Source organism: Streptomyces triculaminicus (assembly GCF_017349075.1).
Classification (GTDB): Bacteria; Actinomycetota; Actinomycetes; order Streptomycetales; family Streptomycetaceae; genus Streptomyces; species Streptomyces triculaminicus.
In genome coordinates, this window is sequence record NZ_JAFMOF010000004.1 from 514,979 (window position 1) to 538,177 (window position 23,199).

Sequence of the window (23,199 nt, forward strand, 5' to 3'; positions counted from 1 at the left end):
GATGACTCCCCAAGAGCTCGAAGCCGCCCGCGACCGCCTCGTCCCCGATGTGGTCGCGGGCGGTCTGCGTGTCCTGTTCTGCGGCATCAACCCCGGGCTGATGTCGGCGGCCACCGGCCACCACTTCGCCCGCCCCGGCAACCGCTTCTGGCCCGTCCTGCACGCCTCCGGCTTCACGCCGCGCCTACTGCTCCCCGCCGAGCAGGAGGAGCTGCTGGAGTACGGGCTGGGGATCACCAACGTGGTGGCGCGGGCCACCGCGCGGGCCGACGAGCTCGGCCCGGCGGAGTTCCGCGAGGGCGGGCGGCTGCTCGCCGCGAAGGTGGAGCTGCTGCGGCCGAAGTGGCTGGCGGTGGCCGGGGTGACCGCCTACCGGACCGCCTTCGGCGACAAGCGGGCCGGGATCGGCCCGCAGGAGCGGACCCTCGGCGGCACCCGGATCTGGGCCCTGCCCAACCCCAGCGGCCTCAACGCCCAGTGGACGCTGCCGAGGATGGCGGAGGAGTTCGCCCGGCTGCGCGCCGCGGCCGACGCAGACGACTGATCACGCGTCACGGCGGCGCAGCGTCCACCAGCCGGCGCCCATGGCCAGTGCCGTCCACAGCGCCATCACGCCCATCCCGTCCCAGGCCCCGAGCACGCCCTCGGGGTGCGGGTGGAGGATCTGCTGGCCGGCCCGGTCCGGGAGGAAGGCCACCACGTCGCCGATGCCGGAGACGCCGTACAGGATCGGGGAGATCAGGAAGATGAACGGTGTGAGCAGGGACAGCGCCCCGACCTGGCTGCGGACGACCGCCGCCACGCCCGCCGAGAACAGGGTGAGCAGGGTGAGGTAGAGGCCGCAGCCGACCGCCGACCGCAGCGCGCCGGGGGTACCCAGGCCCACGCCGTACTCGCCGAGGAACGCCTGCGCCCCCAGGAAGCAGCCGAAGCCGGTCGCCAGGCCCACCGGCAGCGCGAGGGCGGCCAGCACCGCCATCTTGCCCCCGAAGAACAGCCCGCGGCGCGGCACGGCGGCGAGCGACAGCCGGATCTGGCCGCCGGCGCCGTACTCCCCCGCCGTCGCCATGACGCCGAAGCAGACGGCGGCGATGTGGCCGAAGTTGAGGCCGAAATAGGAGCCGTAGACCGGCTCGAAGTCCGCGTTGTCGGCCTCGGCCCTGCCGACCATGGCGTGCACCAGCACGGTGACGCCGACGGTCGCGACGAACACGGCGGACAGGGTGACGAGCAGCGACCGCACGGACCGGATCTTGGTCCATTCGGAGCAGAGCACGGGGGTGAGCATCATCAGGAGCGGCCTTCCCGGGTGGTGTATTCGGCGGAGTCGGCGGTGAGGCGGAAGTAGGCCTCCTCCAGGGAGGCGTCCTCGCCGATGAAGTCCTTGACGGGCGCGTCGGCGAGCAGCCGGCCGCGGCCGAGGACGACGAGGTGGTCGGCCGTCAGCGCGATCTCGCTCATGAGGTGGCTGGAGATCAGGACGGTGCGTCCCTCGTCGGCCAGGCGGCGCGTCAGGCGGCGCAGGTGCACGATGCCCTCGGGGTCGAGGCCGTTGGTGGGCTCGTCGAGCATCAGCACGGGCGGGTCGCCCAGCAGCGCGGTGGCCAGGCCCAGGCGCTGCCGCATGCCGAGCGAGAAGGTGCGGACGCGGCGCCGGGCGGCGCCCGCCAGCCCGGTCTCCTGAAGCACCTCGTCGACCCTGCGGGCCGGGATGCGGTTGCTCAGGGCCAGGGTGAGCAGGTGGTCGCGGGCGGTCCGCGCCGGGTGGGCGGCGGCCGCGTCGAGCACGGCGCCGACGTGCCGCAGCGGCTCGGCGAAGGAGGTGTACGGCCGGCCGCCGACCAGGGCCGTGCCGGAGGTCGGCCGGTCCAGGCCGAGGACGAGGCGCATGGTGGTGGACTTCCCCGCGCCGTTGGGGCCGAGGAAGCCGGTGACCCTGCCGGGGCGGACGGTGACCGTGAGCCGGTCCAGGGCGCGCACCGGACCGTAGGCCTTGGTGAGTTCGCGGATGTCGATCGAGGTCATGGCTCCAGGCTGCCGCCGGGGGCACGGGCCGCTGATCCCCCACGGGTGGGCTGCTCCTCCCCCACGTGGGGGAGGAACCGGGGCGGGCGGGGCCGGGAGAATGGCCTCATGATCGATTCGCTGCGTCCGGTGACCCGCGCGGTCACGTACACCCGCTGGCTGCACCTGGTCATGGCGACGGTCCTGGCCACGGTGTTCGCGTTCGTCCTCCCCGGCCTCGGCCGGCTGGAGACCCCGGCCTCGGCCTGGCTCCTGGTGGCGCCCCTGCCGCTCCTGGCCGTGCTCGCCGTGCTGCCCGGCGTGCGGCTGTCGGAGGGGACGCAGGCCCAGTTGCTGCTGTTCCCCCGGCGGCGGGACGAGGAGAAGCCGGACGTCGTCCCGGCGCCGTCGGCCTCCTGGGAGGACCGCCGGCGCACCGCCCTGTGGCTGGTACTGCGCTACGAACTGGGCGTGGTGACGGCCTGCTTGAGCGTGCATGTGCCCACGCTGGTGGTCCGCCTGCTGCGCTCGGCCGACGGGGACCGGCCGCTGCGCGTCCCGGTGACGGGGACGCTCTTCGGGCCCCAGTGGTGGTACGCGCCGCTCGCCCCTGCGGTCCTCGCGCTGTTCGCGGCGTTCGTCGTCGCGGCCGGCGCGCTGCTGGCCCGTGCCGCCCGCGCGCTGCTCGGCCCGTCGGCGGCCGCGCGGCTGGCCGCGCTGGAGGAGCGCACCGAGCGGCTGCTGGAACACAACCGGATCGCCCGCGAGTTGCACGACTCGGTGGGGCACGCCCTGACCGTGGCCGTGGTCCAGGCGGGCGCCGCGCGGGCGGCCGGCTCGCCGGAGTTCACCCGGCAGGCGCTGGCCGCGATCGAGGAGACCGGGCGGCACGCCCTGGAGGACCTCGAGCGGGTGCTGAGGGTGCTGCGGGAGGACGCCCAGCCGCTTGCCGAGCGCCCCTCGCTGACGGACGCCGAGCGGTTGCTGGCCGCCGCCCGCGGCTCGGGCGCGCGGGTCACGGCGGAGGTGACGGGTGCGCTGGAGACGGTGCCGGGGCCCGTCTCACGGGAGGGCTACCGCATCGTGCAGGAGGCGCTCACCAACGTGGTGCGCCACGCGGGGCCCGTCGACGTCTTCGTACGGATAGCGGTCGGCGCGGCCGCACTGGAGCTGGACGTCCGCAATCCGCTGGACGTCCGCAATCCGCTGGACGCCCCCGACCGGCCGGCCGCCGGCGCCGGCGGCGGGAGCGGCAGCGGCAGCGGCCTGCGCGGCATCCGCGAGCGCGCCGCGCTGCTCGGCGGCCACGCCGAGACCGGCGTGCACGAGGGCGCCTGGCGGGTGCGGGTGCTGCTCCCACTGGACGATCTAGGGTGACCCGGTGCCGATAACCGTTCTTCTCGTCGACGACGAACCCCTCGTGCGCGCCGGGCTGCGCGCCATCCTCGAAGCCCAGCCCGACATCGAGGTGACGGGCGAGGCGTCGGACGGCGCGGCCGTCCTGCCGCTGGTCCGGCGGCTGCGCCCCGACGTGGTGGCGATGGACGTGCGGATGCCGCTGCTGGACGGCATCGAGGCGACCCGGGTCGTGCTGCGCACGGTGACCGAGCCGCCGAAGATCCTGGTCGTGACGACGTTCGAGAACGACGAGTACGTCTACGACGCGCTGCGCGCGGGCGCCGACGGCTTCCTCCTCAAGCGCGCCGCCCCGGCGGAGATCGTCCAAGCGCTCCGCACGGTGGCCGCCGGGGACTCGCTGCTCTTCCCGGCCGCGCTGCGCCGGCTCGCGGCCTCGCGCGGCAACGAGCGCGCCCGCGCGGCGATGGAGCGGGCGGCGCTGACCCCGCGCGAGGCGGACGTGCTGCGGCTGATGACCCGTGGGATGTCCAACCCGGAGATCGCCCGCAGCCTGCGGCTGGGCACCGAGACGGTGAAGTCGCACGTCAGCGCCGTGCTGGCGAAGCTGGGGGCGCGGGACCGGACGCAGGCGGTGATCGCCGCGTACGAGTCGGGGTTCGTCACGCCCGGGTGAGGTCCCAAGGCTCGCCGGGCCTCGCGGCACCGGATACGATCCGTGCGGGCAAAGGGCACGCAAAGCGAGGAGGCGGCACGTTGGGGCGGCTCACCGGCGGGGATCCGTCTCTGCTGCGGCGGATCAATTCGGCCGTGGTCCTGCACGCGTTGCGTGCCGCCGAGGCGCCCACGCTCACCGACCTGGTCAATGTGACGGGGCTGTCCCGGCCGACCGTCGAGGGCGTGGTCGAGGGCCTGATGGACACGGGCCTCGTCGTGGAGGCGGCGGTCGACGAGAACGCCGCCCGCCGTCAGGGACGGCCGGCCCGGCGCTTCCGGTTCCGGGTGGAGGCCGGGCATCTGCTGGGCATCGAGATCGGCCCGCACCGCATCGCCGCGCTGCTGGCGGACCTGGGCGGGCGGGTGCGGGGCTCCGCGCACGTGGAGGTCTCCGAGACCGCGTCCGCCGACGAACGGCTGGACCAGGTGCGGGTCGCCGTCGCCGACCTGCTCAAGCGGTCGGGGGTGGCGCGCGCCTCGCTGCGCGCCGTGGGGGTGGCCAGCCCCGGCATCGTGGAGGCGGACGGGACCATCCGGCTGGGCACGGCGCTCCCGCAGTGGACGGGGCTGCCGCTCGGCGAGCGGCTGCGCCGCTCCTTCCGGTGCCCGGTGCTGGTGGAGAACGACGCGAACGCCGCGGCGGTGGCGGAGCACTGGAAGGGCGCGGCCGTCGGCTCGGACGACATGGTCTTCGTGCTGGCGGGGCTGAGCCCGGGGGCCGGCTCGCTGATCGGCGGGCGGCTGCACCGCGGGTTCGGGGGCGCGGCCGGGGAGATCGGCGCGCTGCACCTGCTGGGCCGGGAGGCCACGCCGGAGGAGGTGCTGTCGACCACCGGGGAGCCGCTGCACCCGCTGGACGAGGCGCAGGTGGCACGGGTGTTCACGCTGGCCGGGCAGGGGGACGCGGGGGCCAGGGCCGCCGTGGAACGGTATCTGCGCCGGCTGGTGCACGACGTGGCGGCGCTGGTGCTGGCGCTCGACCCCGAGCTGGTCGTGGTGGGCGGCTGGGCGGCCGGTCCGGCCGGCGTGCTGGAGCCGCTGCGCCGGGAGCTGGCCCGCTACTGCCTCCGGCCGCCGCGGGTGGAGCAGTCCCTGCTGGGCGAGGCGGCAGTAGCGACGGGCGCGCTGCGGCTGGCCCTCGACCACGTGGAGGAACAGCTCTTCGCGGTCGAGGGCACCGTGACGGCCCGGCGCCGGTCGGGGGTGTGACGGCCGGTCAGACGGCGAGGAGCTCGACGTCCGCCCCGGCCGGGTCGGCGAAGGTGAGCCGGCAGGTGTCGGCCCGGTAGGTGGCCACGGCGACGGCGGCGGTGCGGCCGTCGGCGACGTAGCGGGTGGTCACGACGAGCACGGGGGCGCCGGGCAGCCGGTCGAGCTGCTTGGCGTCGTCGGCGCGGGCCGAGCCGAGCTCCACGGACCGGTCCTGGCCCTCCAGGCGCAGGCGCTGCAGCTCGCGCAGCACGGCGCGGGCACGGGCCTGGCCGGCGGGGGCGTCGATGGCGGCGAGGCCCGGGACGCTCCCGGCGGGTACGTACAGCGACTCCGCGGCGACGGGCTGGCCGTGGGTCCTGCGGTGCCGGCGCACGGTGTGCACCGGCTCGTCGGGGGCGGTCTCCAGCAGGTGGGCGACCGCCGCGGGCGGGGCCTCCTCGGTGCTGTCGAGGGACTGCCAGGCGTCGGCGGCGGTGCCGGGCCAGGCGTGCCCGGCGTCGGCGACGGCCACGCCCATGCGGGGCGGGGCGACGGTGGTGCCCACGCCCCGGCGGCGCTGCAGGCGCCCCTCGAGCTCCAGCTGCTCGAGGGCCTGGCGGAGCGTGGCCCGCGCGACGCCGAAACGGGCGGCGAGCTCACGTTCGTTGGGCAGGATCTGGCCCACGGAGAACTCGGAGTCGAGCGCATCGCTCAGAACGGTCTTCAGGTGCCAGTACTTCGGTTCCGGTACCGATTCCAGCCGCGTGGTCCCCACCCTGATCCTCCGCAAAGCTTTTCGCGCGCTTCTTTATTAAAGGTTGTTGCAGTATGCCTGCGACCATAGGACGGCCTGCCGACTTGGTCAAGACCAATGACCTCCGCCGCCGCCACCTCCTGTGACCTCGGGTACGGTGACGGATCATCGGCGGATCGCCGGTGAGAACGGTTCGGCAACGGTGGGGAGCGCGGCGGTGGAGCGTACGGAGGGCCCGGTCACGGTGGTCACCGGGGGCGGCAGGGGCATCGGCGCGGCGGTCGCGCTGCGGCTGGCCCGGGACGGGCACAGCGTGGGCATCGGCTACGAACACGCCCGCGAGGCCGCCGAGAAGACGGCGGCCGCGGTGCGGGCCGAGGGCGTGGCGTGCGTGGTGGCCCAGGTGGACACCAGCGACGAGAGCCTGGTCGACGCCTTCTTCGACACCGTCAAGGAGCAGCTGGGGCCGGTGACCGGGCTGGTCAACAACGCCGGGATCACCGGGCTGTTGGGCCGGTTCACCGAGACCCCGGTGGAGCGGATACGCCGCGTCGTCGACGTCAATGTGACGGGCGCGCTGATCTGCGCCCGGCGCGCGGCCCTGGAGATGTCCACGCGGCACGGCGGACGCGGCGGCGCCATCGTGAACATCTCGTCCGGCGCCGCGACGCTGGGCAGCCCCGGCGAGTACGTGCACTACGCGGCGAGCAAGGCCGCCGTGGACGCGATGACCATGGGGTTGTCCAAGGAGCTCGCCCTGGAGGGCGTCCGGGTCAATTCGGTACAGCCCGGGATGATCGTGACCGATATCCACGCCGCGATGGGCGACGCCCAGCGGCCGTGGCGCAATGCCGAGCGGGTGCCGATGGGCCGCCCGGGCGAGCCCGAGGAGGTCGCGGGGGCGGTGGCGTGGCTGCTGTCGCCGGAGGCGTCGTACACCAGCGGTGCCGTGCTGCGGGTGGCCGGAGGCCTGTGACGGCCGGCGCCGCGGGGGCGGTCGCGGCATCGCGGGGCCGCCCGCGCCGCGTGAGGTCTACCCAGCGGTAACCGTTGCTGACATCCTGTCTCGGTACGTCGCCCCCACGGATGACGAGGAGCTCCCATGGCCGAGACGCTCTCCTTTCCCATCGACCCCGCCGGGCAGCACACGGCCGAGGTGGTCTACGAACGCGTCGGCGGCGGTGAGCCGCTGGTGCTGCTGCACGGCATCGGCCACCACCTGCAGGTCTGGGATCCGGTGGTGGGCATCCTCGCCGCCGAGCGTGACGTGATCGCCGTCGACCTGCCCGGGTTCGGCCGCTCCCCCGGGCTGCCCGCCGGCGTCACCTACGACCTGGCCGGCGTGGTCCCGGTCCTGCGCGCCCTCTTCGAGACCCTGGGCCTGGAGCGGCCGCACGTCGCCGGCAACTCCCTGGGCGGGCTGATCGCCCTGCAGCTGGGGCACGAGAAGCTCGTACGGTCCGTCACCGCGCTCGCCCCCGCCGGATTCTGGACCGAGGCCGAGCGCCGCTACGCCTTCGGCATGCTGCTGGGCATACGCCACGGGGCGCTGCGCCTGCCGGACGGGGCCGTGACCCGTCTGGCCCGCTCGGCCGTCGGCCGGGCGGCGCTGACCAGCACCATCTACGCCCGCCCCGGCCGCCGTTCCCCCGACGCCGTCGTCGCCGAGACCCGGGCGCTGCGCGAGGCCACCGGCTTCGAGGCCACCCTCGCCGCCGGAAGAACCGCCGGCCTGTTCACCCACGACCTGCCGGACCTGCCCGTCACCGTCGCCTGGGGCACCAAGGACCGGATCCTCCTGCACCGCCAGGGCGTCCGGGCCAAGCGCGTCATTCCCGGCGCCCGGCTCGTACGGCTGCCCGGCTGCGGGCACGTGCCCATGAACGACGACCCGGCGCTGGTCGCCCGCGTCATCCTCGACACCTCGCGCCCCGGCGCCTCGCGCCGAGCGGCTGAAGCCGGGGCGGCGGGGCGCGTCGGACGGTGACGCTCCCCCGGCGCGGTGCGATGGTGGCACCCGGAGCCGACGCGGGAGAGGGTGCGTGCCGTGACCGAGCAGGTGGACGTCGTCGTCATCGGAATGGGTCCGGGCGGGGAGCATGTGGCCGGCGAGCTGGCCGGCACCGGCCTGGACGTGGTGGGTGTGGAGGCCGAACTGGTCGGCGGCGAGTGCCCGTACTGGGGCTGCGTGCCGAGCAAGATGATGATCCGCGCCGGGAACCTGCTGGCCGAGGCCCGGCGCGTGCCCGGCATCGCGGGCTCCGCGAGCGTCTCCCCCGACTGGGCGCCGGTGGCCGCGCGCGTGCGCGACGAGGCCACCGACGACTGGGACGACCGCGTCGCCGCCGACCGCTTCACCGGCAAGGGCGGCCGGCTGGTGCGCGGGCGCGGCCGGCTGGCCGGCCCGGGCCGGGTCGAGGTGGACGGCCAGGTCTTCGCGGCCCGGCGCGGGATCGTGATCGCCACCGGCACCCGGCCGCAGATCCCGCCGGTGCCGGGGCTGGACGAGGTGCCGTACTGGACGAACCGGGACGCGATCGCCGCGAAGGAGAATCCGCGCTCGCTGCTGGTGCTCGGCGGGGGCTCGATCGGCCTGGAACTGGCCCAGGTCCACGCCCGCTTCGGCACCCGCGTGACCGTGGTGGAGGCCCTGGACGGCCTGATCCCGATGGAGGAGCCCGAGGCGGGGGCGCTGGTGGCCGAGGTGCTGCGCGCCGAGGGGCTGACGCTGCGCACCGGCGCGCGGGCGTCCCGGGTGCGGCACGGCGGCGACGCGTTCACGCTGGTGCTCGAGGACGGCGAGGAGCTGACCGGCGACCGGCTGCTCGTGGCCACGGGCCGCCGGGCCGACCTGTCCACGCTGGGCCTGGACACCGTCGGCCTGGACCCCACGGCACGGTGGCTGAGGACCGACGGGCAGCTGCTGGCGGCGCCCGGGCTGTGGGGCGTGGGCGATGTGACCGGGCACGGCGCCTTCACCCACGTGGCGATGTACGAGGCGGACATCGCCATCCGGGCGATCCTCGGCGAGGGCGGCCCGGACGCCGACTACCGCGCCCTGCCGCGCGTGACCTTCACCGACCCGGAGGTCGGCGCGGTGGGCCTGACCGAGAAGCAGGCCCGCGAGAAGGGCCTCACGGTGCGCACGGGCCTGTCCCAGGTGCCGTCCTCGACGCGCGGCTGGATCCACAAGGCCGGCAACGAGGGCCTGGTCAAGCTGGTCGAGGACGCCGACCAGGGCGTGCTCGTCGGCGCCACCACGGCCGGCCCGACGGGCGGCGAGGTGATGTACGGGCTGGCGGTGGCGATCCAGGCGCGGGTGCCCGTCGAGGAACTACGGCACATGATCTACGCCTACCCGACGTTCCACCGGGGCGTGGAGGACGCGCTGCGCGATCTGCGCCGCGACTGAGCCGCGCGGGTTGTCCTGAATCATCCGACGTCGGGCGCAATGGTCCTTTACTTGCGGGACACAGGGAGTTCGTGATCACGCAACACCGCTCGGCCAGGGTGGTGTCATGACCGACGAGACCCTCGCGAAGAGCTCCCCCCGGAACCGCCACCACTGGCGCCGGGACCTGGCGGAACTGGCCGCTGTGTTCACGGCGGTCGCGGCCGCGGACTCGGTGGCCGGCACGGTCGTGCACGGCCCCCACGGCCCCGTCCTGCTGGTCGCCTCGGCGGCCGCGCTGCTGGCCACGGCCGGCTTCCACGTCTGGTGGTCGCGGCGCCGGGGCCACGCGCCACCGCCCGCCGGCGTGCCCGAGGCGCCGTCCGATACGGGCACCACGGCGCCGCCGGCCGGCTCCCCGGAGCCCGGGGAGGGCGGCACGGCGCTGTGGCGGATGCGCACGACCGTCCGCGACGAGCCGGGCAGCCTGGCCGCCCTGTGCCAGGCGCTGGCCGGCCTGCGCGTCGACATACTGTCCCTGCAGACCCACCCGCTGGCCGACGGCACCGTCGACGAGCTCCTGCTGCGCGCCCCGGCGGCGCTGGCCGCCACCGACCTGGCCGGGGCGGCCGCCGGCGGGGGCGGCCGCGAGACCTGGCTGGAGCGCGCCGACGCCCACGACCTCGTCGACGCCCCGACCCGGGTGCTGGCCCTGGCCACCCGCACCGCGCTGGACGCCGCCGAACTGCCCCTCGCCCTGCGCCAGTTGCTCGGCCGCTGCACGATCCGCTCGATACCGAAGCGGCCGGCGCGGGGCGGCGGCCCGGCCGCCGAGCCCGTACCCGAGGACGGCGCGTGGGAGGGGACGGTGATGCGGCTGCGCGACCCCTCGGGCGGGTCGGTCACCATCGAGCGCCCGTATCTGCCGTTCACCCCCACCGAGTTCGCCCGCGCCCGCGCCCTGGTCGAGCTCGACGCCCGCCTCGGCCCGCGCGTACCGCCGCGCAGCGACGTCCTGACGCTTCCGGAGGGCAACGAGATCACCGTCCGCCGCGCCGACGCCGCCGACCTCGGCGCCGCGATCGCGATGCACGAACGCTGCTCCCCGGCCACCCTCTCGCGCCGCTACCACGGCCCCGTCGCCGACGCCGACCGCTATCTGCGCCACCTGCTGAGCCCGCGCTTCGGCCGTACGCTCACCGCCCACACCGCCTCCGGCCGGCTGGTGGCGCTGGGCCATCTGCTGTGGGACGGCGACGAGACCGAGGTCGCGCTGCTCGTCGAGGACGACTGGCAGCGGCGGGGCGTCGGCCGGGAACTGCTCGGCCGCCTGGTGGCCATGGCCCGCGAGGCGGACTGCGAGAGCGTCTACGCCGTCACCACCGCCTCCAACACCCCCATGGTCGCGGCCATGCGCGCCCTCGGCCTGCCGCTGGACTACCAGATCGAGGAGGGAACCCTCGTCATCACCGCCCGGCTCACCCCCGTGCGCCCGGCGGCCGACCGGCACAGCACGGTGGCGCGGCACAGGCGGTGACGCCACAAATGCGGTGACGCCGCCGCCCGTCCGTACGAGGATGTGCGCATGCCCAACACCACGAGCGCCCCTCTGCCCCGCCAGGTCGCCGACGCCCATGTGAGCGCGTACACCGAACTCGACCCGATCACCGGCACCTACCTGGGGGTGCCGGAGTCCGCGCGCCGCCTGCCCGACTTCTCGCCGGCCGGCATGGACGCCGTCGCCGAACTGGCCCGCACGACGCTGCGGCGGCTCACCGAGGCCGAGGGCCGGCCGGGCGCCGACACGGACGCCGAGCGCCGCTGCGCCCGCCTGCTGCGCGAGCGGCTGACGGCCCAACTCGCCGTGCACGAGGCGGGCGAGCACCTGCGCACGGTCAGCAACCTCCACTCGCCGCTGCACGCGGTGCGCGAGGTCTTCACCCTGATGCCCGCGGACACCCCCGCGGACTGGTCGGCGATCGCCGAACGGCTGCACGCGGTGCCGGCCGCGCTCGAGAGCTACCGCGCCGCGCTCGCCGAGGGCCTCGCCCGCGGCCTGAAGGGCGGTCCGCTCCAGGTCACCACGGTCCTTGGGCAGCTGAACGAGTGGATCGGCACCGGCACCGGCTGGTTCGGCGACTTCACCGCCTCCGGGCCCGAAGAGCTGCGCACGGAGCTGGACAAGGCGGCCGGCGTCGCCACGGGCGGCCTGGCCGCGCTGCGCGACTGGCTGCGCGACGTCTACGCGCCCGCCGTCGAGGGCGCGCCCGACGTGGTGGGCCGCGAGCGCTACGCCCGCTGGTCGCGCTACTGGAACGGCACCGACCTCGACCTCGACGAGGCCTACGCCTACGGCTGGTCGGAGTTCCACCGGATCCTGGGCGAGATGCGGGTCGAGGCGGAGAGGATCCTGCCGGGCGCCCGGACGCCGTGGGAGGCGCTGGCCCATCTCGATGCGCACGGCACCCACGTCGAGGGCGTCGAGGAGGTCCGCGTCTGGCTGCAGGAGCTGATGGACGAGGCGATCGAGGCCCTGGACGGCACCCACTTCGAACTCGCCGAGCGGGTCCGCCGCGTCGAGTCCCGCATCGCCCCTCCCGGCGGCGCCGCGGCCCCCTACTACAGCCAGCCCTCGGAGGACTTCTCCCGCCCCGGCCGCACCTGGCTGCCCACGATGGGCCGGACCCGCTTCCCCGTGTACGACCTGGTGTCCACCTGGTACCACGAGGGCGTGCCCGGCCATCACCTCCAGCTCGCCCAGTGGACGCACGTCGCCGACCGCCTCTCCCGCTACCAGGCCACGCTCGGCATGGTCGACGCCAACTGCGAGGGGTGGGCGCTGTACGCGGAGCGCCTCATGGACGAACTGGGCTTCCTCACCGACCCCGAGCGGCGCCTGGGCTACCTCGACGCCCAGATCATGCGTGCGACGCGCGTGATCGTCGACCTCGGGATGCACCTGGAGCTGGAGATCCCCGGCCACTCCCCCTTCCACCCGGGCGAGCGCTGGACGCCGGAGCTGGCGCGGGAGTTCTTCGGGATGCACAGCGGCCGTCCGGCGGAGTTCGCCGACAGCGAGCTGGTCCGCTACCTCGGCATGCCGGCCCAGGCCATCGGCTACAAGCTCGGCGAACGCGCCTGGCTGACCGGCCGCGAGGCGGCCCGCGCGGCCCACGGCGACGCCTTCGACGCCAAGGCCTGGCACATGGCGGCCCTCTCCCAGGGCTCCCTGGGCCTGGACGACCTGGTCGTCGAGTTGTCGGCCCTGTAAGAGCGGCGGTGAGGGAGCCGGTTAGGGTGCCGGGCATGGCACCGGTGATCATCTTCTGCGCCGATCCGCTCCGGCCCCGGCGGGCGGATCCGCACTTCGCCGACGAGGTGCTCGCCGCCCGCGCGTCGGGGCTGCGCACCGCTCTGATCGACCACGACGCGCTGCTCTCCGGCGACGCGACCGCCGCCGTCGTCGGCGTGCCGCGCGAGGCGGGCGCCGCGTGGTACCGGGGCTGGATGGTGCCCTCCGGGCGGTACGCCGAGCTGGCGGAAGCGCTCGCCGCCCGCGGGGTCACCCTGCTGACCTCGCCGGAGGACTACCGCCGCGCGCACGAACTGCCCGGCTGGTACGCCACGTTCACCCCCGTCACTCCGGCGAGCGTCTGGCTTCCGGCCGCGCCGGGCGAGGCCCCGGGCCCCCGGGAGCTCTCGGTCCTCACGGCCCCGCTCGGGGGCGGCCCCGCGATCGTGAAGGACTTCGTGAAGTCCCGCAAGCACGAGTGGCACGAGGCGTGTTACGTCCCGGACCTCGCCGACACGGACCGGCTGGCCTCGGTGGTGGCCCGGTTCGTCGCACTGCAGGAGGTCTTCCTCGCGGGCGGTGTCGTGGTGCGGGCCTTCGAGCGCTTCACGGAGGCGGGCGAGGCCCGTGTGTGGTGGGTGGACGGGCGCCCCGTCCTCACCACGGCCCACCCGGACCGTCCCGACCTGCGTCCCGAGCCCGTGCTCGACGCCGTGGCGCCCCTGGTCGCGGCCCTGGGCTGCCGCTTCGTCACCACCGATCTCGCCCTGCGCGAGGACGGGGTGTGGCGGGTGGTGGAGGTGGGGGACGGCCAGGTCAGCGACCTGCCGCGCGGGACCGGTCCGGAGCCGCTGCTGTCCGCCCTGGCCGGGGTCCGATAGGGGGAGGCCGGCCGGTGGCGGCCCCGGTCAGCAGCCGCAGTCGCCGCCGTCGACCGGCGCCGTCAGGGGGTCCGGTGCGAGCCGGCGGCTGCCCTCCCAGGTCTCGACCTCGTACCCCTCGCGGATCCAGTACTCGATGCCGCCGAGCATCTCCTTGACGCGGTAGCCGAGCCGGGCCAGGGCGAGGGCGGCGCGGGTGGCGCCGTCGCAGCCGGGGCCCCAGCAGTACACGACGACCGGGACCGCCGGGTCGAGGACCTCTGCGGCCAGCCGCGGGATCTGCGCGGTCGGGAGGTGGACGGCGCCGGGGACGTGGCCCTGGTCCCAGGCCTGGGTGGAGCGCGAGTCGACGACCGTGAAGTCCGCGGCGCCCGCGGTCAGCGCGGCGTGGACGTCGGCGACGTCGGTGTGGAAGGCGAGGCGGGCGGCGAAGTAGGACGCGGCGTCCGCGGGGTCGGCGGGCGGGACGGCGAGGACGGGGCTGGGGGCGGCGTGGGGGCCGTGCGCGATGTCATGGCGGAAAAACTACGGTGCATGATCATCCAACGGAACGATCAATCCCCGGCAAAACCCTTGATGATCCGGGGATTCCACTGCTAGACATCGCACATGACCGGCTATTCCCCCGACGCCACCGACTGGCGTATCCTCGACGCCCTCCAGAGCAACGGCCGCGCGGGCTACGCCGAGTTGGCGCGCACCGTGAACATGTCCTCCAGCGCCGTCACCGAGCGCGTCCGGCGCCTGGAGGAGGCCGGCGTCATCAGCGGGTACACCGCCGTGGTGGACGCCGACCGGCTCGGCATGCCGGTGCTCGCGTTCGTCCGCCTGCGCTACCCGAACGGGAACTACAAACCTTTCCACGATCTCCTGGACACCACGCCCGAGATCCTCGAGGCGCACCACGTCACCGGCGACGACTGCTTCGTGATCAAGGTCGCGGCCCGGTCGATGCGCCATCTCGAGGAGGTGGCGGGGCGCATCGGCGGGCTGGGCTCGGTGACCACGAGCGTCGTCTACTCCTCGCCGCTCCCCCGCCGTGCGCTCAGCTCCCGGCCGCCGTCCGATGCCGCACGACCGAACCCGACCGCTCCTTGACCACCTGCAGCTGAGCCGGGACGCGCTGCCGGAGATCGGCGACGTGGCTGACGATGCCGACCGTGCGGTCGCGCTCGCGCAGCGAGTCCAGCACGTCCAGCACCTCGTCCAGGGTCTGCTCGTCGAGGCTGCCGAAGCCCTCGTCGATGAAGAGCGTGTCCAGCCGGACGCCTCCCGCCTCCTCGGTGACCACGTCGGCGAGGCCGAGCGCGAGCGCCAGCGACGCGAAGAACGTCTCGCCGCCGGAGAGCGTCGCGGTGTCGCGCTCGCTGCCCGTCCAGGCGTCGACGACGTGCAGCCCCAGGCCGGAGCGGCCGCGGCCGCCGGTCCTGGCGTCGGAGTGGACGAGGGTGTAGCGCCCGGAGGACATCCGCCGCAGGCGCGCGGTCGCGGCCGCCGCCACCTGCTCGAGCCGGGCGGCCAGGACGTAGGACTCCAGGCGCATCTTGCGTTCGTTGCGCGCGGAGGTGCCCGCGGCGAGCGAGGCCAGCTCGGCCACCCGGTGGTGCTCCGCGCGCAGCGGGGCGAGCGCGCGAGCGTCGGAGAGGGCCTCGGCGGAGAGCCGGTCCAGCTCGTCGCAGCGGGTACGGGCGGCGGCGTCCTCGGCGGACGCCTGCCGCAGCGCCCGGGTCGCCTCGGAGACATCCGCCAGCGCGCCGTCCGGGTCGGCCGGCGGGCGTCGGGCGGCCGCCAGCGCGCTCTCGTCGGCCAGCTCCGCCGCGACGGCCAGCTCCTCGCGCTCCCACCGCTCGAGCCGCTGCCGCAGCTCGTGCCGCGCGGCGGCGTTCAGCAGGGCCTCCGCGGCCAGGCGCGGGGTGTCGAAGCCGGCGCGGTAGGCGGCGTCGGCGAGATGGGCGTCGGCCTCCTTGCGGCGGTCGGCCGTGCGGTCGGCCTCCCGCGCGGCGGCCGCGGCGGCGGCGAGGCGGCCGAGCCGCTCCTGCAGCAGAGCGGCGCGCCGGGCGACGGACTCCGAACCGCCGCGCGCCTGCGTCACCTCCCGTTCCAGGGCGGCCAGCTCCCGCTCGAGCCCCTCCCTGCGGGTCGCGTGGGCGGCGATGCGCAGCCGGGCCTCCTCCTGCCCGGAGCGCCGGCGCTCGTACTCCCCTTCGGCGCTGTGGAGCGCCTGGCGGGCGGTGTGCAGGGCCGCGCCGGCACGGCGGGCCTCGGCGTGGGCGCGCTCCAGGTCCTCGACGAGGGCGGCGAGTTCGGCGGCGGTGGCCTCGCCGGCGTCGGCGGTGGCCACGGCGAGGGCCTCGCCCAGCGGCCGCAGCACCCGGGCGGCCTCCTCGCGCGCCTCCTCGGCGCGCCGGCTCGCCGCCAGGGCGGCCTCCTCGGCCCCGCGGTCCACCTGGCCGGCACCCGCACGGGCCGGGGCGGGGTGTTCGGTGGCGCCGCACACGGCGCACGGGGCGCCGGCGGCGAGGCCGGCGGCCAGTTCGGCGGCGATGCCGCGCAGCCTGCGGTCCTTGAGGTCCAGCCAGTGTTCACGGGCGGCGGCGGCCTCGTCGCGGGCGTCGCGCAGCCGGGCCTCGGCGGCGGCGGCCTCGTGGACGAGGCGGTCGCGGCGGCGGGCGGCGTCGAGCCGCCTGCGCTCGGTCTCGAGCCGGCCGCCGAGCTGCTCGGCCCGGCCGAGGGCCTCCTGGGCCTCGTCGACGCGCCGCTGGTGGGCGCCGCGGGCGGTCTCCCAGGACGCGAGCCATTCGGCGGCGTCGGCCAGGACGTCCTCGTCGGCGGCGGCCGCCCGCTCCAGGCGCGCGGTCTCGGCGACGATCTCCTCGGCCCGTTCCTCGGCGCGCCGGGCGGCGGCCAGCGAGCCGAGCTCCTCGCGCAGCGCGCGCTCGAGGGCGGCGAGCTGTTCGGCGCCGGCCTCGTGGTGGCCGGCGGGCAGCAGGGCGCGGGCCTGCCGTTCGGCCGCGGCGGCGGCCGCGTGCTCCTCCTCGGCCCGGGCGCGCAGCGCGAGCGCGGGCGCGACGTCCTCGGCGGCGTGGGCCCGCTCCAGCCGCTCGCGCAGGGCGTCGCGTTCGGCGCGCCGCTCCTCGAGCGCCTCGGCACGCCGCAGGGCCTCGGCGTGCCGCCGCTGCAGCCGGTCCAGCTCCCGGGCCTCGTCGGCCCGTGCCTGTGCGGCGCGGTGTTCGCGCTCGGCGGCGCGCAGGGCCACCCCGGCGACGTCCCGCCGCTCGCGGGCGTTCGTACGGGCCAGGGCCGCCCACTCCAGCACGGCCTCGGCCAGCCCCGGGTCGCCGGGCGCGAGCGGCGGCTCGCCGGCGCGGGGGGCGGGCACGGAGGCCCGCCGCGTCCGTCCGGTCCCGCGCGGCGCCGGGGGTGTGGCGCGGCCGGTGCCGGCCGACGCGGTGGCGGGGGCGGGGGTGCCCATCTCGGGCAGGGAGGCGTCGCCCGCGGCCTGCCGCATCCGGTGGCCGAGGGCCAGCAGGCGCTCGTCGCCCGCGCGGACCCGTGCCTCGGCCGCGCGGCGCAGCTCGGCGAGGCGGTCCTCGACGGCGGCGAAGCGTCCGGTGTCGAAGAGGCGGCCCAGCAGCCCCGCGCGGGCGGCGTCCTCGGCACGCAGGAAGCGGGCGAACTCGCCCTGGGGCAGCAGGACGACCTGGCAGAACTGCTCGCGGCTCATGCCGAGCAGCTGGGTGATCTCCTCGCCGATCTCCTGGAGCGAGCGGCTGAGGGCCTTCCACTCCTCACCGGCGGCCCGCTCGCGCAGGGCGCCGTAGGCCTTCTCGCGGGTGAAGCCGGTGCCGCGCTTCTTGGGGCGCAGCTGCTCGGGCCGCCGGGTGATCTCCAGGCGGCGGCCGCCGACGGTGAGTTCCAGGACGACCTCGGTGGGCGTGCCGGCGTCGGCGTGGTCGCTGCGCAGGGTCAGGCCGGCGCCCTGGCGGGAGCCGGGGACCCCGCCGTAGAGGGCGTAGCAGACCGCGTCGAGGACGGAGGTCTTGCCGGCGCCGGTGGGGCCGTGCAGCAGGAAGAGCCCGGCGGCGGACAGGTCGTCGAAGTCGATGCGCTGGGTGCCGCCGAAGGGGCCGAAGGCGGTGATCTCGAGCCGGTGGAGCCTCACCGGGCCACCTCGCCGGTGACGTCGGCCAGGCGTACGGAGTCCAGTGCGGCGGTCAGCACGGTGCGCTCGCCCTCGTCGGGGCCCAGGCCGCCGCGGACGTGGGCCACGAAGTCCTCGGCGATCTGCCGGTCGGTGCGGCCGCTGAGCCGCTGGGCGTAGGAGGCGAGGGGGTCCTCGGGGGCGCGGTCGGGTTCGAAGACGAGGCTGAGGGTGTGCGGGAAACGGCGGGCGAGGCGGGCCATCGGCTCGTCGGGGCGCACGGCGTCGGTGAGGGTGGCCTCCACCCAGGCGTCCTCGTGGCGCTCGAGGCCGGGGTCGCGGAGCAGGTCGTCGAGGCGGCCGCGGATACGGGCGAGGGGGCGCGGGACGGGGCAGTCGATCCGCTCGGCGGTCACCGTGCCGACGCCGTCGAGGTCGACGAGCCACATGGTCTTGCGGTGGTCGGCCTCGGAGAAGGAGTACGCGAGGGGGGAGCCGGAGTAGCGGATCCGGTCGGTGATGGCCTGGCTGCCGTGGAGGTGGCCGAGGGCTGTGTAGTCCACGCCCCGGAAGACGTCGGCGGGGACGGCGGCGACGCCGCCGACGGTGATGTCGCGCTCGCTGTCGCTGGCGGCGCCGCCGGCGACGAAGGCGTGGGCGAGGACGACGGACCGCGTCCCGGCGGGCCGGGCGGCGAGGTCGGCCCGTACCCGCTCCATGGCGGCCTCCAGGACGGCGGTGTGGCCGGCCCGCTCGGCCGCGAGCTCGTCGCGGACCAGGGCGGGCTCCAGGTAGGGCAGGCCGTAGAGGGCGACGTCGCCGTGGTCGTCGGCGAGGATCACGGGGGTGCCGCAGGCGGCCGGGTCGGTGCGCAGGTGGATGCCGGCCCGCTCGATGAGCCCGGCGCCGACGCCGAGGCGGCGGGCCGAGTCGTGGTTGCCGGAGATCATGACGGTGGGCACGCCGAGCTCCGCGAGGCGGTGCAGCGCCTGGTCGAAGAGCTCGACGGCGGCGAGCGGCGGCACGGCGCGGTCGTAGACGTCCCCGGCGACGAGCACGGCGTCGACGGCGTGCTCGCGCACGGTCCGCACGAGGTGGTCGAGGAAGTCGCGCTGGGCCCGCAGGAGGCTCACGCGGTGGAAGGACCGTCCCAGGTGCCAGTCCGAGGTGTGCAGCAGCCTCACAGGGCGACTCCGACCCGCATGGTTTCGTTCCTCCGCACCCTGTTCAGCGATGACCCGTCGTCCCTAGTTTCGCATCCGCCGGCGGGGCGGGGTCGTGGGTTACCGCTCACGGCGGGCGGCCGGGCCGTGAGCGGCCGGACCCGGACGACCACCTGATCGAGGCACCCGCCGGCCGTCTCGATCTCACTCTTTTCCGCGAATCCGCCGATCCGCCGATCCGCGACCGGGCCGGGCGTCAGGCGGCGTCCGCCGCCCGGGCGGCGTGCCGGGGGACGCGCAGGTGCCAGACCCGGGCGGGCGGCAGGTTGCGCCACACGACGCTGGCGCGCCCGGCGTGGCGGCGGGTGAAGTCCTCCAGCAGGTCCGTCACCTCGCGGTGCCGGGCGGCCTCCCCGCGGCCGCCGACCAGCGATCGGGTGGCGTGGGTGCCCAGGTAGGCGAAGAAGGTCAGGTGCCCGCCGGGGACGAGGACGGACAGATAGCGGTCCAGGATCGTGCGGACCTGCTCGGGCTCGAAGTTGGTGAAGGGCAGGCAGGAGACGATGACGTCGTAGCCGTGGTCGACGCGCATCTCGGTGATCGACTCGGGGATGATCCGGATCCGGTCGGCGGCGGCCGACAGGGCGGGGTCGGTGCGCAGCGCGCCGTGCAGGATCTCGACGAAGCGGGGGTTGATCTCGACCACGTCGAGCCGGTCGGCGGGGCCGACGGCCCCGGCCAGCACCCGCGTCACCGGTCCGGTCCCGGCGCCCGCCTCCAGCACCGCGAGGGGCCGGCGCGGTCCGCCCGTGGCGGCGAGCGGCGCGGCCAGCCGCTCGGCGAGCCGCCTGCTGCTCGGCGCGACGGCGCCGGTGGTGCGGAAGGTGCGGGCCGCCTCGCGCAGGAAGGCCGGCCATGGCGCCGAAGTCGGCTGCGGGGACCTGGAGTTGGCTTGCTTGAGATCCATGACCATGAAACCTAGGGGCCGCGCGGGCCCGCACCGTCGGCCCGCGGACGGCGCTCTCCCCGTACGGAAGCAGGGGGGTAGCGTAGGCCGGCTGGCCGGCTGGGCACGAGTGAGGCCGCCCCGCGGGCGCCCCCGCCCGGAGGGGTCCGGTCAGGCGTCCCCGTAGGCCTCGCCACCGAGCTCGAGGACCGCTGTGCCGGCTGTGGCGTCGGCCAGCCAGGAGCGGAACGCTGCCAGGTCCGCCTCGGGCAGGCCGACCTCGATCCGTACGCCCTCGCCGTAGCTCACCTCGCGCACCGCCCGCCCGGTGGCCCGCAGGTCGTTCTCCAGCTTGCCCGCCCGCTGGTGGTCGACGGTGACGGTCACCAGCCGGAAGCGCCGGCGGGTCACCGTCTCCACGGTGTCGAGGGCCTCGCCGACCGCTCCTCCGTACGCCCGGATGAGGCCGCCCGCGCCGAGCTTGACGCCGCCGAAGTAGCGGGTGACGACGGCGACGACGTAGCGCATGTCGCGCCGGAGCAGCATCTGCAGCATGGGGACGCCCGCCGTGCCGCCCGGCTCGCCGTCGTCGCTCGCCTTCTGCACGGAGCCCTCGGCGCCGATGACGTAGGCCCAGCAGTGGTGCCGGGCGGTCGGGTGCTCCTTGCGGATGCGCGCGATGAAGGCCTGCGCCTCCTCCTCGGTCGCGGCCGGTGCGAGCGCGCAGATGAAGCGCGACTTGTTGATCTCGATCTCGTGCACGCCCTCGCGCGCGACCGTCCGGTACTCCTGCATCCCGCCAGCCTAGATCCTCTCCGGATCTTGGGAATGGTCGGGCCGGGCGGGTCGTTGAGCGGGCATGTACGCAGAACCGGGGATCATCCGGAAGATCATCGAGGGGACCGGCGACACCTGGGCCGTGGTCGGTCTGTCGTCCAACGAGCGCCGCCCGGCCCACGGCGTGGCCGCGGTCCTGCAGCGGTACGGCAAGCGCGTCGTGCCGGTGCATCCCAAGGCCGAGACGGTGCACGGCGAGCAGGGGTACGCCTCGCTCGCCGAGATTCCCTTCCCCGTCGACGTCGTGGACGTCTTCGTGCGCTCCGAGCTCGCCGGCGCGGTCGCCGACGAGGCGGCCGGCATCGGCGCGAAGGCGGTCTGGTTCCAGCTGGGCGTGATCGACGAGGACGCGTACGCACGCACCCGCGACGCGGGCCTGCTGATGGTCATGGACCGCTGCCCGGCGATCGAGATCCCCCGCCTGCGCTGAGCACCGGGGGGCGAAGTGGACCCGGCGGGCCGTGCGTTAGCGTCGGTTCATGATCACGACACGCCGGGCCCGGCCCGAGGACGCCGCCGAGATCGTGCGGCTGCGCAGGCTGATGTTCGCCGACATGGACGGCCGGGACTCCCCCGGCGCATGGGAGCGCGACGCCGTGGAGATCGCCCGGCGGCAGCTGGCGGCGGACGGGCCGGGGCTCGGCGGTTTCGTCGTGGACGGGGCGGCGGAGGCGGGCGGGCACCATCTGGCCGCCTGTGCGGTGGGGCGCGTCGAGGAGCGGCTGCCCGCTCCGGGGCACCCCACCGGGCGGTTCGGGTTCGTCTTCACGGTGTGCACCGACGCGCGCTACCGCGGGCGCGGGCTGGCCCGCGCGACGACCGAGGCCCTGCTGGACTGGTTCGCCGAGCAGGGGGTCACCCGCGTCGACCTCCACGCCACGCCGGACGCCGAACGCCTCTACCGGAGCCTGGGGTTCGCCGAGCACTCGATGGCGCTCTCCCTCGACGTGTCCGGGCGGGCCCGGCCCGCCTGAGCGGTCAGCCGGCGGGCGGGACGGCCACGACCATCGTCATCTCGACGGGCTCGGTGCCGTCGTTGCGGTAGGCGTGCGGGGCGTTGGCCTCGAACGTCGCGGAGGTGCCCGCCGGGACCTGGTGCTCCTCGCCGTCGACGACGAGCGTCAGCTGCCCGGACCGTACGGTCAGCATCTCCACGGTGCCCGCCGGGTGGGGGTCGGAGGTGCTGTCGTCGCCGGGCATGATGCGCCACTCCCACAGCTCGAGCGGGCCGCGCACATCGGTGCCGACGAGCAGCGAGGTGTGGCTGCCGGCCTCGGTGGACCACATGCGCACCACCTGTTCCTGGGGTACGAGCCGGACGTGCGAGCCCTGCTCGTAGTCGAGGAGGGTGGTGATGCTGACGCCCAGGGCGTCGGCGAGCTTGACCGTGGTGCCGACGCTGGGGTTCGTACGGGCCTGCTCGATCTGGATGATCATGCCGCGGCTGACACCCGAGCGGGCCGCGAGGGCGTCGAGGGTGAAGTGGCGCTCCCCGCGCCAGCGCTTGAGGTTGCGGGCGAGCGACTGCGTGAGCTGGTCGAGGTCCGTCACGTGAATCGATCCGTCCAGTCCAAAATATTATTGGTGATGGTCGAGCAGGGTGTACTACGGTGGCGTGGACTCCACCGGCCACCACACTGTACTGCGAGGTTCTCCCCATGACACCGGTCTTCGCCCTGGCCACCAGCCTCCTGTGGGGGCTGGCCGACTTCGGCGGCGGGCTGCTCACGCGGCGCATGCCCGCCCTGACCGTGGTCCTCGTCTCGCAGCTGCTGGCCGTGGGCGCCCTGGGCTCGATCGTGGTCGCCACGGGCGGCTGGTCGGAGGCCGGGCCCCAGCTCTGGTACGCGGTGGCGGCCGGCGTCGTGGGCCCCGCGGCCATGCTCGCCTTCTACCGGGCGCTGGCCCTCGGCCCGATGGGGGTCGTCTCGCCGCTGGGCGCGCTCGGCGGCGTCGCCGTGCCGCTGGGCGTCGGCCTCGTCCTCGGCGAGCGGCCCGGAATCCTGCAGTTCGCCGGCATCGCGGTGGCCGTGGCCGGCGTCGTCCTCGCCAGCGGCCCCGGGATGGGCGGCGCGCCCGTCCAGCGGCAGACCCTGGTGCTCACGCTCGTCGCCGCCTTCGGCTTCGGTTCCGTGATGGCGCTGATAGCCGAGGCCTCGCACAACCTGACCGGGCTGTTCCTGGCCCTGTTCGTCCAGCGTGTGTGCAACGTCGTGGTGGGCGGCGGCGCGCTCTGGGCCTCGGTGCGCCGCGGCAACCCCGCCCTGCCCGAGGAAGGGTGGAGCGCGATCCGCTCCGCGCTGCCCGCCCTCGCCTTCGTCGGCCTCGCGGACGTGGCCGCCAACGGCACGTACTCCATCGCCGCGAACCACGGCCCCGTCACGGTGGCCGCGGTCCTCGCCTCGCTCTACCCCGTGGTCACCGCCCTCGCCGCCCGCGGCGTCCTGCGCGAACGGCTGCGCACGGTCCAGGCGGCGGGCGCGGGCCTGGCGCTCGTCGGCACGGTCCTGCTGGCGACGGGCTGAG

At 75.5% G+C, this 23,199-nt stretch carries 23 protein-coding genes; 14 read left to right on the forward strand and 9 right to left on the reverse strand.

Annotated features, from left to right (window positions below; genetic code table 11):
* The first annotated feature begins 1 nt into the window (after nt 1).
* Nucleotides 2–544: a G/U mismatch-specific DNA glycosylase gene (gene mug / locus J1792_RS25895; protein WP_086568299.1), complete on the forward strand. Its 543-nt coding sequence runs from the start codon at nt 2–4 to the stop codon at nt 542–544.
* On the opposite strand, the gene J1792_RS25900 is transcribed toward mug, so the two are convergent.
* Both J1792_RS25900 and J1792_RS25905 read right to left on the reverse strand, forming a co-directional pair.
* Complete coding sequence (locus J1792_RS25900) at nt 545–1,276, reverse strand: ABC transporter permease (RefSeq protein WP_307843098.1); 732 nt, start codon at nt 1,274–1,276, stop codon at nt 545–547.
* Nucleotides 1,277–1,290: 14 nt separating this feature from the next.
* Nucleotides 1,291–2,025: an ABC transporter ATP-binding protein gene (locus J1792_RS25905; RefSeq protein WP_086568302.1), complete on the reverse strand. Its 735-nt coding sequence runs from the start codon at nt 2,023–2,025 to the stop codon at nt 1,291–1,293.
* Between the two features lie 108 nt (nt 2,026–2,133).
* Between J1792_RS25905 and J1792_RS25910 the strand changes: the two genes are divergently transcribed.
* The 3 genes from J1792_RS25910 (at nt 2,134) to J1792_RS25920 (ending at nt 5,286) form a co-directional block, all read left to right on the forward strand.
* Nucleotides 2,134–3,381 carry a sensor histidine kinase gene (locus J1792_RS25910; protein WP_207248315.1) on the forward strand — a complete coding sequence of 416 codons (1,248 nt, stop codon included), beginning with the start codon at nt 2,134–2,136 and terminating at the stop codon, nt 3,379–3,381.
* A gap of 4 nt (nt 3,382–3,385) precedes the next feature.
* Nucleotides 3,386–4,036 (forward strand): response regulator, encoded by a 651-nt coding sequence (locus tag J1792_RS25915; protein WP_207248316.1) that lies wholly within the window; start codon nt 3,386–3,388, stop codon nt 4,034–4,036.
* An 80-nt stretch (nt 4,037–4,116) separates the two neighbouring features.
* Nucleotides 4,117–5,286 carry an ROK family protein gene (locus J1792_RS25920; RefSeq protein WP_086574601.1) on the forward strand — a complete coding sequence of 390 codons (1,170 nt, stop codon included), beginning with the start codon at nt 4,117–4,119 and terminating at the stop codon, nt 5,284–5,286.
* Between the two features lie 7 nt (nt 5,287–5,293).
* On the opposite strand, the gene J1792_RS25925 is transcribed toward J1792_RS25920, so the two are convergent.
* Nucleotides 5,294–6,043 (reverse strand): GntR family transcriptional regulator, encoded by a 750-nt coding sequence (locus J1792_RS25925; RefSeq protein ID WP_086574603.1) that lies wholly within the window; start codon nt 6,041–6,043, stop codon nt 5,294–5,296.
* Nucleotides 6,044–6,239: 196 nt separating this feature from the next.
* Here J1792_RS25925 and J1792_RS25930 point away from each other — a divergent pair, with 196 nt between their 5' ends.
* From J1792_RS25930 to J1792_RS25955, 6 genes are all read left to right on the forward strand, one after another.
* A complete protein-coding gene (locus J1792_RS25930) occupies nt 6,240–6,998 on the forward strand; it encodes an SDR family oxidoreductase (protein ID WP_086574605.1) in 759 nt (252 codons plus the stop codon).
* 126 nt (nt 6,999–7,124) lie between these two features.
* Complete coding sequence (locus J1792_RS25935; RefSeq protein WP_086574607.1) at nt 7,125–8,009, forward strand: alpha/beta fold hydrolase; 885 nt, start codon at nt 7,125–7,127, stop codon at nt 8,007–8,009.
* Nucleotides 8,010–8,069: 60 nt separating this feature from the next.
* Complete coding sequence (locus J1792_RS25940) at nt 8,070–9,434, forward strand: dihydrolipoyl dehydrogenase family protein (RefSeq protein ID WP_086574609.1); 1,365 nt, start codon at nt 8,070–8,072, stop codon at nt 9,432–9,434.
* A 106-nt stretch (nt 9,435–9,540) separates the two neighbouring features.
* On the forward strand, nt 9,541–10,950 hold the full coding sequence (locus tag J1792_RS25945; RefSeq protein WP_086574611.1) for a GNAT family N-acetyltransferase: 1,410 nt from the start codon (nt 9,541–9,543) through the stop codon (nt 10,948–10,950).
* Between the two features lie 48 nt (nt 10,951–10,998).
* A complete protein-coding gene (locus J1792_RS25950; RefSeq protein WP_207248317.1) occupies nt 10,999–12,684 on the forward strand; it encodes a DUF885 domain-containing protein in 1,686 nt (561 codons plus the stop codon).
* 35 nt (nt 12,685–12,719) lie between these two features.
* Complete coding sequence (locus J1792_RS25955; RefSeq protein ID WP_086574615.1) at nt 12,720–13,586, forward strand: ATP-grasp domain-containing protein; 867 nt, start codon at nt 12,720–12,722, stop codon at nt 13,584–13,586.
* A gap of 27 nt (nt 13,587–13,613) precedes the next feature.
* On the opposite strand, the gene J1792_RS25960 is transcribed toward J1792_RS25955, so the two are convergent.
* On the reverse strand, nt 13,614–14,096 hold the full coding sequence (locus tag J1792_RS25960) for a rhodanese-like domain-containing protein (RefSeq protein WP_207248472.1): 483 nt from the start codon (nt 14,094–14,096) through the stop codon (nt 13,614–13,616).
* A 99-nt stretch (nt 14,097–14,195) separates the two neighbouring features.
* Between J1792_RS25960 and J1792_RS25965 the strand changes: the two genes are divergently transcribed.
* Nucleotides 14,196–14,684 (forward strand): Lrp/AsnC family transcriptional regulator, encoded by a 489-nt coding sequence (locus tag J1792_RS25965; protein ID WP_207248318.1) that lies wholly within the window; start codon nt 14,196–14,198, stop codon nt 14,682–14,684.
* Here J1792_RS25965 and J1792_RS25970 read toward each other — a convergent pair.
* The 4 genes from J1792_RS25970 to J1792_RS25985 all read right to left on the reverse strand — a co-directional run bounded on the left by J1792_RS25970 (nt 14,632) and on the right by J1792_RS25985 (nt 20,631).
* Nucleotides 14,632–17,748 carry an AAA family ATPase gene (locus J1792_RS25970; protein ID WP_207248319.1) on the reverse strand — a complete coding sequence of 1,039 codons (3,117 nt, stop codon included), beginning with the start codon at nt 17,746–17,748 and terminating at the stop codon, nt 14,632–14,634. The two genes, J1792_RS25965 and J1792_RS25970, sit on opposite strands and share 53 nt — an antisense overlap.
* The gene (locus J1792_RS25975; RefSeq protein ID WP_207248320.1) at nt 17,745–18,911 is read right to left on the reverse strand and encodes an exonuclease SbcCD subunit D; all 1,167 of its coding nucleotides are present in this window, start codon (nt 18,909–18,911) and stop codon (nt 17,745–17,747) included. Before J1792_RS25975 ends, J1792_RS25970 begins: the two co-directional genes overlap by 4 nt.
* 235 nt (nt 18,912–19,146) lie before the next feature.
* Entirely contained in the window at nt 19,147–19,857 is a 711-nt protein-coding gene (locus J1792_RS25980) for a class I SAM-dependent methyltransferase (RefSeq protein ID WP_207248321.1), read from the reverse strand.
* A 150-nt stretch (nt 19,858–20,007) separates the two neighbouring features.
* Nucleotides 20,008–20,631 (reverse strand): YigZ family protein, encoded by a 624-nt coding sequence (locus J1792_RS25985; RefSeq protein ID WP_207248322.1) that lies wholly within the window; start codon nt 20,629–20,631, stop codon nt 20,008–20,010.
* 64 nt (nt 20,632–20,695) lie between these two features.
* Between J1792_RS25985 and J1792_RS25990 the strand changes: the two genes are divergently transcribed.
* Entirely contained in the window at nt 20,696–21,103 is a 408-nt protein-coding gene (locus tag J1792_RS25990) for a CoA-binding protein (protein WP_086571636.1), read from the forward strand.
* A 49-nt stretch (nt 21,104–21,152) separates the two neighbouring features.
* Complete coding sequence (locus J1792_RS25995) at nt 21,153–21,647, forward strand: GNAT family N-acetyltransferase (RefSeq protein ID WP_086571638.1); 495 nt, start codon at nt 21,153–21,155, stop codon at nt 21,645–21,647.
* A gap of 4 nt (nt 21,648–21,651) precedes the next feature.
* On the opposite strand, the gene J1792_RS26000 is transcribed toward J1792_RS25995, so the two are convergent.
* Nucleotides 21,652–22,224: a helix-turn-helix domain-containing protein gene (locus J1792_RS26000; protein ID WP_207248323.1), complete on the reverse strand. Its 573-nt coding sequence runs from the start codon at nt 22,222–22,224 to the stop codon at nt 21,652–21,654.
* 107 nt (nt 22,225–22,331) lie between these two features.
* Here J1792_RS26000 and J1792_RS26005 point away from each other — a divergent pair, with 107 nt between their 5' ends.
* Entirely contained in the window at nt 22,332–23,198 is an 867-nt protein-coding gene (locus J1792_RS26005) for a DMT family transporter (RefSeq protein ID WP_086571641.1), read from the forward strand.
* Nucleotide 23,199: the final 1 nt, after the last annotated feature.